The 11,918-nt window shown below is 54.4% G+C and carries 11 protein-coding genes; all 11 read right to left on the reverse strand.

All coding sequences use genetic code 11. The annotated features are described in order from the left end of the window. Positions 1 to 2: 2 nt before the first annotated feature. The 11 genes from recG to hslV all read right to left on the reverse strand — a co-directional run bounded on the left by recG (position 3) and on the right by hslV (position 11,908). Positions 3 to 2,093, reverse strand: a complete 2,091-nt coding sequence (gene recG, locus ACTNE6_RS04250; protein WP_442498713.1) for an ATP-dependent DNA helicase RecG — start codon at positions 2,091 to 2,093, stop codon at positions 3 to 5. A 38-nt stretch (positions 2,094 to 2,131) separates the two neighbouring features. Then, complete coding sequence (locus ACTNE6_RS04255; RefSeq protein ID WP_194970289.1) at positions 2,132 to 2,518, reverse strand: RidA family protein; 387 nt, start codon at positions 2,516 to 2,518, stop codon at positions 2,132 to 2,134. 278 nt (positions 2,519 to 2,796) lie between these two features. Further along, positions 2,797 to 4,968 (reverse strand): RelA/SpoT family protein, encoded by a 2,172-nt coding sequence (locus ACTNE6_RS04260; protein WP_442498714.1) that lies wholly within the window; start codon positions 4,966 to 4,968, stop codon positions 2,797 to 2,799. Positions 4,969 to 4,979: 11 nt separating this feature from the next. Next, the gene (rpoZ, locus tag ACTNE6_RS04265) at positions 4,980 to 5,222 is read right to left on the reverse strand and encodes a DNA-directed RNA polymerase subunit omega (RefSeq protein ID WP_442498715.1); all 243 of its coding nucleotides are present in this window, start codon (positions 5,220 to 5,222) and stop codon (positions 4,980 to 4,982) included. A 130-nt stretch (positions 5,223 to 5,352) separates the two neighbouring features. Next, the gene (locus ACTNE6_RS04270; RefSeq protein ID WP_194970292.1) at positions 5,353 to 6,525 is read right to left on the reverse strand and encodes a phosphoglycerate kinase; all 1,173 of its coding nucleotides are present in this window, start codon (positions 6,523 to 6,525) and stop codon (positions 5,353 to 5,355) included. 88 nt (positions 6,526 to 6,613) lie between these two features. After that, the gene (gene ubiB, locus ACTNE6_RS04275; protein WP_442498716.1) at positions 6,614 to 8,164 is read right to left on the reverse strand and encodes a ubiquinone biosynthesis regulatory protein kinase UbiB; all 1,551 of its coding nucleotides are present in this window, start codon (positions 8,162 to 8,164) and stop codon (positions 6,614 to 6,616) included. 76 nt (positions 8,165 to 8,240) lie between these two features. Further along, positions 8,241 to 8,867 (reverse strand): ubiquinone biosynthesis accessory factor UbiJ, encoded by a 627-nt coding sequence (locus tag ACTNE6_RS04280; RefSeq protein ID WP_442498717.1) that lies wholly within the window; start codon positions 8,865 to 8,867, stop codon positions 8,241 to 8,243. 1 nt (position 8,868) lies between these two features. After that, positions 8,869 to 9,618 carry a bifunctional demethylmenaquinone methyltransferase/2-methoxy-6-polyprenyl-1,4-benzoquinol methylase UbiE gene (gene ubiE / locus ACTNE6_RS04285; RefSeq protein WP_442499669.1) on the reverse strand — a complete coding sequence of 250 codons (750 nt, stop codon included), beginning with the start codon at positions 9,616 to 9,618 and terminating at the stop codon, positions 8,869 to 8,871. An 18-nt stretch (positions 9,619 to 9,636) separates the two neighbouring features. Next, a complete protein-coding gene (locus ACTNE6_RS04290) occupies positions 9,637 to 10,026 on the reverse strand; it encodes a gamma-butyrobetaine hydroxylase-like domain-containing protein (protein ID WP_442498718.1) in 390 nt (129 codons plus the stop codon). Between the two features lie 3 nt (positions 10,027 to 10,029). Further along, positions 10,030 to 11,355 carry an ATP-dependent protease ATPase subunit HslU gene (gene hslU / locus ACTNE6_RS04295; RefSeq protein WP_442498719.1) on the reverse strand — a complete coding sequence of 442 codons (1,326 nt, stop codon included), beginning with the start codon at positions 11,353 to 11,355 and terminating at the stop codon, positions 10,030 to 10,032. 4 nt (positions 11,356 to 11,359) lie between these two features. Next, positions 11,360 to 11,908, reverse strand: coding sequence for an ATP-dependent protease subunit HslV (hslV, locus tag ACTNE6_RS04300; protein ID WP_194970297.1), 549 nt, complete (start codon positions 11,906 to 11,908; stop codon positions 11,360 to 11,362). Positions 11,909 to 11,918: the final 10 nt, after the last annotated feature.

Consider the following 11,918-nt stretch of genomic DNA (forward strand, 5'->3'; position numbering starts at 1 on the left):
GTCTAAACCTCTGCATAGTCTGTGGCATCGCCCAGCCAGCGATCGATCAACGGCTGTACGGCTTCGGGCGAGTCATTGAAGAAAATGTCCGCTATCTGCTGGATATTATCCAGTAAATCGGAATCGCGGGATAAATCGGCGATTTTAAAATGTGCGGCGCCGGTTTGCCGGGTCCCCATGACTTCGCCCGGACCGCGCAGTTGCAGGTCTTTCTCGGCAATCACGAAGCCGTCGCTGCTGTCCCTTAAAATGCCCAGTCGCTGGCGCGCCGTATCGGACAAGGGCGATTGGTACATGAGCAGACAGTAACTGTCGCCTTCGCCGCGGCCGACCCGGCCGCGCAGCTGATGCAGCTGAGACAGGCCCAGCCTTTCGGGGTTTTCGATGATCATCAGGCCGGCATTGGGCACATCGACGCCGACCTCGATGACGGTCGTCGCAACCAGCAGATCGAGCCGATGCTGCTTGAAAGCCTGCATGACGGCCTCTTTCTCGGCCGCTTTCATGCGTCCGTGGACCAGGCCGACGCGCACATCCGGCAAAGCCTGGGTCAGTCGTTCGGCGGTTTTTTCGGCTGCTTCGCACTGCAACGCTTCCGATTCTTCAATCAGCGTGCAGACCCAGTAAGCCTGTCTGCCCTGGGCGACCCAGTTGCCGATGCGCGCGATGACGTCGTCACGACGCTCGGCAGGAATGACGCTCGTGATGACCGGCTTTCTGCCCGGCGGCAGTTCGTCGATGATCGAGATATCGAGATCCGAATATTGCAGCATGGCCAGCGTGCGCGGAATCGGGGTCGCGGTCATGACCAGTTGATGCGGCCGTAGCCCGGTCTGCTGGCCTTTCTCCCTGAGCGCCAGCCGCTGGTGCACGCCGAAGCGGTGTTGTTCGTCGATGATAACCAAGCCCAGCCGGTGGAAGTTGACGCTGTCCTGAAACAGGGCGTGCGTGCCGATAATGATGCCGGCGCTGCCGTTGGCCAGGGTTTGCAGGGCGTTTTTTCTCGGGTTGCCCTTCAGTTGGCCGGTCAGAAAGACCACTTGCGTCTTGAAGTTTTCAAACCAGTTGCTGAAGTTGCGGAAATGCTGCTCGGCCAGCAATTCGGTCGGCGCCATGACCGCAACCTGAAAGCCGGCCGATAGCGCCAGCAGGGCCGCATAAGCGGCCACGACAGTCTTGCCGGAGCCGACATCGCCCTGAACCAGCCGCATCATTGGATGATTCCGGCTGCAATCGGTCTCGATTTCGGCCATGACGCGCTGTTGCGCACAGGTCAGGCTGAAGGGCAGGGCGCGGATGAAATGCTCGTTGATGACCGGATTGACAGAGAAGCGGGGCGCCTGCCAGACTCTGGTTTTGTTCCTCGATTGCCTCAGGCTCAAGTGGTGCGCCAGCAGTTCTTCGAAGGCCAGCCGTTTCAATGCCGGCACGCTGCCGTTTTGCAGGGCCGCCATCGAGATCGATTCATCCGGCGCATGCAGGGTTTGTATGGCCTTCAACAGGGAAGGGTAATGGTAGCGTTTTAATACCGGTTCGGGGATCCATTCCGGCAACAACTGATTTTCAGAGGTGCAAATGGTTAGGGCCTGCTTGATGGCTTTTCTTAATGTCGCCTGCCTGAGTCCTTCGGTCAGCGGGTAAACGGGCGTCAGGCAAGTCTCGGTAACGCAGCTGTCCGCGCTTGAAATGACTTTATATTCGGGGTGAACCATTTCGAACCCGGCAAAGCCGTGGCGCACCTCGGCAAAGCAGCTGATCAGCGTGCCCGGCTGCAGCGCATTATGCTGGCTGGCGCTGAAATGAAAAAACTTCAGGCTGATGGACCCTGTGCCGTCGCTGATGCGGCAAATCAGGCTTTTGCGGCCCCGGGGCAGAATATCCGTAAATTCGACGCGGCCGCAGATCAGCACGGTCATACCCGGCATCAGTGAGCCGATAGGATAGACGCGCGTGCGGTCTTCATAGCGGTGCGGCAGGTGGAAAATTAGATCCTGAATCGTGCGGATGCCGAGTTTCTCCAGACGCAGGGCGGTTTGGCCGCCTATGCCCGCCAATGAAGCAACCGGTTGATTCAAATAATACGGGGTTTTCATTGGCGGATTTTATAAGGGATAAGCTTCGCCTGGATGAGCTACGCGTCCAGTTGCATGATCGCGTCCATTTCCACGCCGGCATCTTTAGGCAGCGCGGCCACGCCAATCGCAGCGCGCGCCGGATAAGGTGCCTGAAAATAGCGGCCCATGATCTCGTTGACGATAGGGAAGTGCGACAGATCGGTTAAAAATACGTTCAGTTTGACGATATTGGACAGATCGCCGCCGGCCGCTTCGGTAACCGCTTTCAGGTTTTCGAATACCTGCGTGATCTGCGCCGAGATATCGCCGTCGATGATGGTCATCGTGGCCGGAACCAATGGGATCTGTCCTGAAAGATAAACGGTACTGCCGACTTTAACCGCTTGCGAGTAGGTGCCGATGGCCTGAGGTGCTTTATCGGTCTGGATGATTTCTTTTGTCATTGTTATTCCTGTGTATCAGTTAGCAAAATGGTTAAATAGCTGGATGAAAATCGCGTGTACCTGTACATATTATAAGGAATCTGGCGGAAATTTTCTCGGGTCCTGTGCGGCCAGGCTGTCGGGTTTGCTTAAAAATACTGTGTGCCCGTTATCAAAAGGCAAGTGAATACGGCCCCACAAGCAGGGGGATAGAGGAAAGGTGAGGATGAATTCTGGATTGGATGCTGAACCGTCGGAAGTTTCGGCACTTGATACAGCGCCTGGTTTCAGCCCTGGTCCTAAGCCTTTACGCGATTGATTTTCAGCACAATCGATAATTCCTTCAGCCTGCGCATGATCTGGGCCAGATGCACGCGGTCCTTGACCGTCAGCGTGATCAGGTCAACCGAAACGCGGTCGTCCTGATCGACCACGGAGACATTCTCGATGTTGGAGTTCAGTTCCGAGATCGTCGAGGCAATGGTAGCGAGCGAGCCGCGTTGATTCAGTATTTCTATGCGAATTTCCGCAGGAAACTCGCCGACGGCGTCCGGGCTCCATTCGACATCCAGCCAGCTGGCCTGTTTTTTTCTGGCTTCGATGCGGTTACGGCATTCGTGGTGGTGCACAACAATACCGCGGCCGGGATTGAAAAAGCCGATGATCGAATCGCCCGGAATAGGCCGGCAGCATTTCGCCAGCGTAATGACCATGCCTTCCGTGCCTTTGATGATCAGAGGATTCCTTACGCCGCTCTCGCTGGTGTCGAGTTTGACAGCCGCATGCACATCATCCTGCGTGAGGCGCTTGGCGATCAGGAACGGCATTTTGTTGCCCAGGCCGATGTCTTCAAGCAATTCTTCCAGATTGTGCATGGACATCGCTTCAAGCAGTGCCATGATACGGACCTGATCGATGTTTTCCAGATGCAGATGCATGGCTTGCAGTTCTTTTTCCAGCAGTCGGCGGCCGAGATTGATGGCTTCCTGCTGTTTAAAATGCTTCAGGTACGTGCGTATGCTGGAGCGGGCCTTGGCGGTGATGACGTAGTTGAGCCAAAGCGGGTTGGGCCGGGCCCATGAGGCCGTAATGACTTCCACCGTAACGCCGTTTTCGAGCGTCGATTGCAGCGGCACCAATTGCTTGTCGATGCGGGCGGAAACGCAGGCGTTGCCGATATCAGTATGGACGGCATAGGCAAAATCGATGATGGTTGCGCCGCGCGGCAATTTGATGATGCCGCCCTGAGGCGTAAAGACGAATACTTCCTGCGGGAACAGGTCGACTTTCAGATTATCGATGAATTCCAGCGAGTCGCCGGCCGACTTTTGGATTTCCAGCAGTTCACGCAGCCATTCGTTGGCGCCGGCCTGGAATTTCTCGGATTTGTCATCGTCGGATTTGTACAGCCAGTGCGCCGCGATGCCCGACTCCGACATGCGGTGCATTTCGTGCGTTCTGATCTGGATTTCGATCGGTACGCCGTAAGGGCCGATCAGTATCGTGTGCAGGGACTGATAGCCGTTGGCCTTGGGCAGTGCGATGTAGTCCTTGAAGCGGCCCGGAATGGGTTTGTACAGATTGTGCACGATGCCCAGGACGCGGTAGCAATTATCAACGTCATCGCAATAGATCCTGAAGGCATAGACATCGAAAACATCCGAAAAGGAAATCTTTTTGTTCAGCATTTTCTGGTAGATGCTGTAGAGATTCTTTTCGCGTCCGGCGACCTCGCAGTGCAGGCCGGCCTGTTCCAAGCGGTTTTTTATCGCGCTTTCAATGGTGTCAACGATCTTGCGACGATTGCCGCGGGCTTTCTTGACCGCATTTTTCAGAATGGCATGGCGCACCGGGTACATGGCCTCAAAGCCCAGCGATTCGAGCTTGTGCCGGATATTGTTCATACCCAGCCGATTGGCGATAGGGGCATAGATATCGAGCGTTTCGCGGGCGATGCGGCGCTTTTTTGCGGGCTTCATGGCGCCGAGCGTCTGCATGTTGTGCAGCCGGTCCGCCAGTTTGACCATGATCACGCGCAAATCCTTGGCCATGGCCATGAACATCTTGCGGACATTTTCGGCCTGCGCTTCGGCATGCGATTTGCTGTCGATTTTGGTGAGTTTGGTGACGCCGTCGACCAGTTCCGCCACTTCCTGGCCGAACTGTTTGGCTAATTCTTTCTTGCTGACCGGCGTGTCTTCAATGACGTCGTGCAGGATGGCCGCCATGATGCCATGCGCATCCATGCGCATTTCAGCAAGGCTGATGGCAACGGAAATAGGGTGGCAAATATAAGCCTCGCCGGTTTTGCGAAATTGGCCGGCATGAGCGGTGGCGCCGAACTCATAGGCGCGGACAATTTCGTCGATCTGAGCCTGATCCAGATAGTCGCTCAAGGTCTCGCACAGACGCCGGATCAGTTTGTCCTGAGGGCGTTCCAGTTCGATAGTGTCGGCGACTATATTTAACATGGATTCAGCGATTAAAACATGGTGCTGGTACTTTCGTGAGTATCGACAGTACGGTGCAGCTTGTTGACATTTTCAGTCGTGACATGACCTGCCGCAATTTCGCGTAAAGCGACAACCGTATCCTTGTCTTTATTGCGAGCGACAAATTCATCAGCACCCTTGCTGAGTTGACGGGCTCTGGTACTGGCTAATAAAACCAGTTTGAAACGGTTTTCTACGTGATCTAAACAATCTTCAACTGTGACTCTGGCCATTTTTAAACCTAATAAATTAAAAGATCAGTCCATTCGACAGGACTGACAGGGATCCGTTTCATTCAGCCGTTGAGCTAAATGAAATAAAAGGGCGATGCATTATATAAAAAACACCGCCCGACTTAAACCTCTAGGCGCGTGATTTTAAAATGGAAACGGCCGGAAGTTCTTTGCCTTCGAGAAATTCCAGAAACGCGCCGCCGCCGGTAGAGGTGTAGGAGACCTGATCGTTGATGCCGTATTTATCGATCGCCGCCAGCGTGTCGCCGCCGCCGGCAATCGAGAAGGCGCTGCTTTCGGCGATGGCCGTGGCCAGGGATTTCGTGCCGTTGCCGAACTGATCAAACTCGAACACGCCGACCGGGCCGTTCCAGACAATAGTGCCGGCCGATTTCAGCAGTTGCGCATAGTGTTTTGCCGTTTCGGGACCGATATCCATGATCATGTCATCGGCTTCAACGTCCTCGACTTTCTTGACCGAAGCGACGGCGGTTTCGGAGAACTCCTTCGCACACACGACATCGGTCGGTACCGGAATATCAGAGCCGCTGCGCTTGGCCATCTCGATCAGTTGCTTGGCTTCATCAATCAGGTCTTCTTCGTACAGCGATTTGCCGACGGGGAAGCCTGCCGCCGCAATAAAGGTATTGGCAATGCCGCCGCCGACGATCAGTTGGTCGACTTTTTCAGACAATGATTTCAGCACTGTCAGCTTGGTGGAAACTTTAGAGCCGCCGACAATCGCGACCAGGGGTTTGACCGGCGTTTCCAGCGCTTTGCCCAGTGCATCCAATTCGCTGGCCAATAATGGGCCGGCGCAGGCGACAGGCGCGTATTTGGCGACGCTGTGCGTCGAAGCCTGGGCCCTGTGCGCGGTGCCGAAGGCATCCATGACAAAGATATCGCAGAGCGCGGCCATTTTCTTGCCTAACTCGTCACTGTCTTTGCCTTCGCCGGCATTGAAGCGCACGTTCTCGCACAGCACGACTTCGCCTGGCTTGATGTCAATGCCGCCCAGCCAGTCTTTCTCCAGCCTGACGGGTTGGTCGAGCAGTTCCGACAAGTGTTCGGCTACCGGCTTTAATGACGCCTCTTCCGAATACTGGCCTTCAACCGGCCGGCCCAGATGCGATAACAATATGACGGCGGCGCCGCCTTCCAGGGCTTTTTGAATGGTTGGCAGGCTGGCTCGAATGCGGATATCGCTGGTGACTTTGCCGTTTTTCACAGGCACGTTCAGATCCTCGCGGATCAGTACGCGTTTGCCCGACAAATCCAGATCGACCATTCTTTTAATCGACATAGTAGACTCTCCTGTTTATGTTATTTATTGGTATTTTTTTGACAATTATTTCAGACAAAATCCGATTATGATCTGGCCTTGCGCTGATTTATTGAAATAAAACCGCCACGCTGATCATGACGGCGCTGGCCAGGATGGCCCATACCGTCCGGCGGTGATTGCTTTCCATTTGCTGGCGCAGCAGGGCGAGTTCGCGATTATGCGCTTCGGCATTGGGCCTTGCATGCGCGGCATTGTCCAGGGCTTTATAAATCAGCGAAGGGACTTCCGGAAACTGCTCGGCCAGTTCCGGGAACTGTTTGATGATCCTGTCGATTTTGGCTTTAGGGCTCATGCGTTCATGAAACCATTTTTCCAGGAACGGCTTGGCCGTTTGCCACAAGTCCAGATCGGGATAAAGCTGGCGCCCGAGTCCTTCGATATTGAGCAGGGTTTTCTGCAGCAAGACCAGTTGCGGCTGCACGTGCATGTCAAAGCGCCGCGCGGTCTGGAACAGACGCAGCAGCAATTGCCCGAAGGAAATGTCCTTAAGCGGCTTTTCGAAGATCGGCTCGCACACACTGCGTATAGCCGATTCGAATTCTTCTATGCGCGTCGAGCCGGGCACCCAGCCGGATTCGACATGCATTTGCGCGACCCGGCGGTAATCGCGATTGAAGAAGGCCAGGAAGTTCTCGGCCAAATAGCGCTGGTCGGACAAGGATAATGAACCGACGATGCCGAAGTCGACAGCGATGTATTTGGCTGGCAGGTCGACGAAGATATTGCCGGGATGCATATCGGCATGAAAAAAGTTGTCGCGGAACACCTGGGTGAAAAAGATTTCCACGCCGCGTTCGGCCAACAATTTGAAATCGGCGCCGCCTTCCCGCAGCGCCGCGATTTCGCCGACCGGAATGCCCTGAATGCGCTCCATGACCATGACTTTCTGGCGCGTCAGCGGCCAGTGGACCTCCGGGATGTATATAATGTCCGAACCCTCGAAATTGCGGCGCAATTTAGTGGCGTTGGCGGCTTCACGGATCAGGTCAAGTTCGTCCAGCGTTGTTTTTTCAAACTCGGCAACGACTTCCAGCGCGCGTAACCGCCTTGCGTCAGGCCAGAATCTTTCGGCGAAGCGGGCCAACTCATAAAGCAAGCCTACGTCTGAGTGGATGCGTGCTTCAATATCAGGGCGCAACACCTTAACGACGACCTGTTCACCGCCGTGTAACACGGCCGTATGAACCTGCGCGACCGAGGCTGAAGCCAGAGGTTCCGGATTGAACTCGGCAAAGGCATCGGAGACGGACATGCCGAGTTCCTGTTCAATAATGCCGCGAGCGACTTCGCTCGGAAACGGCGGAACTCTATCCTGCAACTTGACCAGTTCATCGGCAATGTCGTCGGGGAGCAGGTCTTTCCGGGTTGATAGCGCCTGGCCGAATTTGACGTAAATAGGCCCCAGATCTTCCAAGGCGCGGCGAATGCGCACGCCTCGCGGAGCGGTTTGTCTCTTGAGCCAGTAGTTGGGCGAGAAAACGGCCAGGAAACGAACGGGGCGGAATAAATGGGTTTTTAAAACGATCTCGTCCAGGCCGTGAAAGACCAGGACCCAGTTAATATGGATCAGGCGCAATAATATTTTAGGGCGGATCACGTATTTACCTTTGGTTGTAGAGTGGGCACGGCTTTTCGTGCCCACCGGAGAGGGTATCAGTAGCGCAAGACCGGACTTATTTCTGCCTTAAATTCTCTAACGCATGGCCCAGACGTTCAACTCGGCTTGACAGGCGATCAAAATCGTCGCGCAGTTCATCAACCCGGCGATAAAAAATATCCATTTCCGGGGCGGCCGGCAGATCGCGCGTTTCTTCCTGCAGAAATTCCGCCGCATTTAGCCGGAAAGTTTCAATGGAATCTTTTCCCCAGCGCTGACCGGTGCGGAAAAGCCGGCCGATCTGATGCGCGATAATGTCGCCGGTGTAGTGCGACAGTTTTTCTTCCAGATCGATGTCCAGCTTATCGAACAGTTCCTGAAATTTGCGGCCGGTATGCATGTCGCCTTCAATTTTCACTTCACCGGAGAAAATGGAGCGCATCGGTTTTGAGCTGAGCCCCATCAGGCCCAGCGTCCAGATCGAGCCGGTGAGGCGGGTGTCGGGTTCGCCGATGAAGTGATCCAGGCACTGGATGGATTCCGTCGTCGGGCACAGGTAAACGGATTCATTGAACGGCAGGATCGTAACGGCGATGACCTTGCCGGCCAACGGCTCTAAAAAAAAGTGGCTATCCGGATCCAGTGAGAGGTACTGGTTGAGCGCGGTTTCCAGTACGCCGGCTAGCAACGGTTTGATCGCCATGCTAGATTTTATAACCTCTGTGTATGGCTACGATGCCTTGCGTCATGTTGAAATATTCGCAACGCTCAAAGCCGGCATTTTCCATCATTTTTTTCAGTTCATCCTGTCTCGGATGCATGCGGATGGATTCGGCCAGGTAGCGGTAACTGTCTTCATCCTTGGCTACGACTTTGCCGATTTTGGGCAGCAGATTGAATGAATAAAAATCGTAGACTTTCTCAGTCACCTTGTCGGTCGGGTGCGAGAATTCCAGCACGATGACGCGGCCGCCGGGTTTCAGCACTCTGTACATGGAGCGCAAGGCGGCATCCTTGTCGGTCACGTTGCGCAGGCCGAAGCCTATGCAGACGCAGTCGAAGGTATTGTCTTCAAAAGGCAGGCATTCGGCATTGACCTGCGCATAGCGGATATTGCCGACCAGCCCTTTGTCGATAAGGCGGTTGCGGCCCGTGCGCAGCATTTCGGAGTTGATGTCGGCCAGCACTATCTGGCCGTCCTTGCCGACGCGTTTTTCGAACAATATGGTCAAATCGCCGGTGCCTCCGGCCAGATCGAGCACGCGCTCGCCTTTGCGCACATTGCTCAGTTGCACGGCAATGCGCTTCCAGATGCGGTGAATGCCCATCGACATCAGATCGTTCATGATATCGTATTGTCCCGCCACGGAATCAAACACGCCGCGGACCAGTTTGACTTTATCCTCTTTGGCTACCTGTTTAAAACCGAAATGGGTGGTGTTGTCGTTTGTCATTGTCATGCTTGGTATTTTTTAATGTTCTGTCGATGCTTTGCGTTGATAGCCCGCCGTTTCCAGTCGATGGAGATAATCGGCCCATAAGATCGGATATTCGGCGCCTAATGTGTACAGTAAATCCCACGTGTAAATGCCGCTGCTATGGCCGTCGCTGAATTTCGGGGCGATGCCATAGTTGCCCACTGGTTTGATCTCTTCAATCGTGACGTCTTCCTTGCCGACCTGTAGCACTTCCTGTCCGGGCGCATGACCGACCGCTTCAGCCGATTGCGTATAGACGCGCAGGTATTCATACGGCAGCTTGAAAACGCTGCCGTCGTCAAAACTGATCTCAAGCAGGCGGGACACCTGATGCAGCTTGATTTCAATGGGTAGGGTATGACAGGGTTGTACAGTCAGGCGCATGATTTACAAAATATAACGGCTCAGATCTTCATCTTGCACGAATTCGGACAGATGCCCATCAACATAAGCGGCATCAATAATGATGTTTTTATCGATCAGGTCAGGCGCGCTATAGGAAATATCTTCCAGCAATCGTTCCAGTATCGTGTGCAGACGTCTGGCGCCGATATTTTCCGTTTTTTCATTGACCTGGAAGCCCAGTTCGGCAATCCGCTGGATACCATTAGGGGCGAATGCTACCGAGACGCCTTCTGTTGCCAGCAAGGCTTGATATTGTTCGGTCAATGAAGCATTCGGTTCGGTCAGAATGCGTACGAAATCATCGGCCGTCAGCGCATCGAGTTCAACGCGAATAGGAAAACGGCCCTGCAGTTCGGGAATCAGGTCCGAAGGTTTGGTCAAATGGAAAGCGCCAGACGCAATAAACAGCACATGATCGGTTTTGATGGTGCCGTATTTGGTGCTGACAGTGCTGCCTTCAACCAGCGGCAACAGATCGCGCTGCACGCCTTCGCGGGAGACTTCGCCGCCGCTGCCGCCGAGTTCGGAGCGCTTGCAGATCTTGTCGATTTCATCGAGAAAGACGATGCCGTTTTGTTCCACCGCTTCCACGGCGCGTGCTTTAATGTCTTCTTCATTGATCAGCTTGGCTGCCTCTTCTTCCTGAAGCACTTTCAAGGCTTTGCTGATTTTCATCTTGCGCGATTTTTTTTTGCCCGTGCTCAGATTTTGAAACATGCCTTGCAGCTGGTTGGTCATTTCTTCCATGCCGGGAGGCGCCATGATCTCGACGCCTAAAGGGGCGACATGTACGTCGATTTCTATTTCCTTGTCGTCCAGATCGCCTTCACGCAGCTTCTTGCGCATTTTCTGGCGGGTCGATTCCTCGGTGTCGGACAGCATGCCGCTGCCGGCCCGTGGCAACAGGATATCCAGAATTTTTTCCTCGGCAGCGTCGTAAGCGCGGTTCTGGACCTTTTCCATTTCCGCCATGCGCGTCATTTTGACGGCCGTATCGGCCAGATCGCGGATAATCGATTCGACATCGCGGCCGACGTAGCCGACTTCAGTAAATTTAGTGGCTTCTATCTTGATGAAAGGCGCATTAGCCAGACGTGCAAGGCGACGGGCGATTTCGGTTTTGCCGACACCGGTAGGGCCGATCATCAGGATGTTTTTCGGGGTAATTTCTTCGCGTAAGGCGGCATCGACCTGCTGGCGGCGCCAGCGATTGCGCAACGCAATAGCGACGGAGCGTTTGGCGCTGGCCTGGCCGATAATGTGCTTGTCCAGCTCGCTTACAATTTCTTTAGGGGTCATCTGAGTCATTCGTTTACTCGTTAGGATCTGCGTCCAGTTCTTCTATGGTCAAATTGTGATTGGTATAGATACAGATATCGCCGGCTATTTTTAATGATTTTTCGACGATTTCGCGGGCGCTTAAATCGGTATTTTCCAACAAGGCGCGTGCGGCCGCCTGCGCAAAAGCGCCGCCGGAACCAATGGCCATCAAGTCATGTTCAGGCTCAATGACATCGCCGGTACCGGAAAGAATCAGGGAGGTTTTGGCGTCGGCAATCGTCAGCAGGGCCTCCAGCTTGCGCAGGGCGCGGTCTGTTCGCCAGTCTTTGGCCATTTCTACGGCGGCGCGCGTCAGGTTGCCGCGGTGTTTTTCCAGCTTGCCTTCGAAATGTTCGAACAAGGTGAAGGCATCGGCCGTAGCGCCGGCAAAACCGGCAATAACCTTGTCATGGTATAGGCGGCGCACTTTGCGGGCGTTGCCCTTCATGACCGTATTGCCCAAAGTGACTTGGCCATCGCCGCCAATCACCACTTTGCCGTCGCGGCGAACAGAAAGAATGGTTGTACCTCTAAAACTCACTTTAAAATCC

The sequence above is a fragment of the Methylobacter sp. sgz302048 genome (genome assembly GCF_052162025.1).
In the GTDB taxonomy this organism is placed as follows: Bacteria; Pseudomonadota; Gammaproteobacteria; order Methylococcales; family Methylomonadaceae; genus Methylobacter.

Excerpts from the sequence above, each read along its gene's own strand:
- ACTNE6_RS04270 (WP_194970292.1), bottom strand. The coding sequence starts at position 6,525 with ATGTCGATTAAAAGAATGGTCGATCTGGATTTGTCGGGCAAACGCGTA.
- ACTNE6_RS04255 (WP_194970289.1), bottom strand. The coding sequence starts at position 2,518 with ATGACAAAAGAAATCATCCAGACCGATAAAGCACCTCAGGCCATCGGC.
- ACTNE6_RS04290 (WP_442498718.1), bottom strand. The coding sequence starts at position 10,026 with ATGCGCCTGACTGTACAACCCTGTCATACCCTACCCATTGAAATCAAG.
- ACTNE6_RS04280 (WP_442498717.1), bottom strand. The coding sequence starts at position 8,867 with ATGGCGATCAAACCGTTGCTAGCCGGCGTACTGGAAACCGCGCTCAAC.
- ACTNE6_RS04260 (WP_442498714.1), bottom strand. The coding sequence starts at position 4,968 with ATGTTAAATATAGTCGCCGACACTATCGAACTGGAACGCCCTCAGGAC.
- rpoZ (WP_442498715.1), bottom strand. The coding sequence starts at position 5,222 with ATGGCCAGAGTCACAGTTGAAGATTGTTTAGATCACGTAGAAAACCGT.
- hslU (WP_442498719.1), bottom strand. The coding sequence starts at position 11,355 with ATGACTCAGATGACCCCTAAAGAAATTGTAAGCGAGCTGGACAAGCAC.
- recG (WP_442498713.1), bottom strand. The coding sequence starts at position 2,093 with ATGAAAACCCCGTATTATTTGAATCAACCGGTTGCTTCATTGGCGGGC.
- ubiE (WP_442499669.1), bottom strand. The coding sequence starts at position 9,618 with ATGACAAACGACAACACCACCCATTTCGGTTTTAAACAGGTAGCCAAA.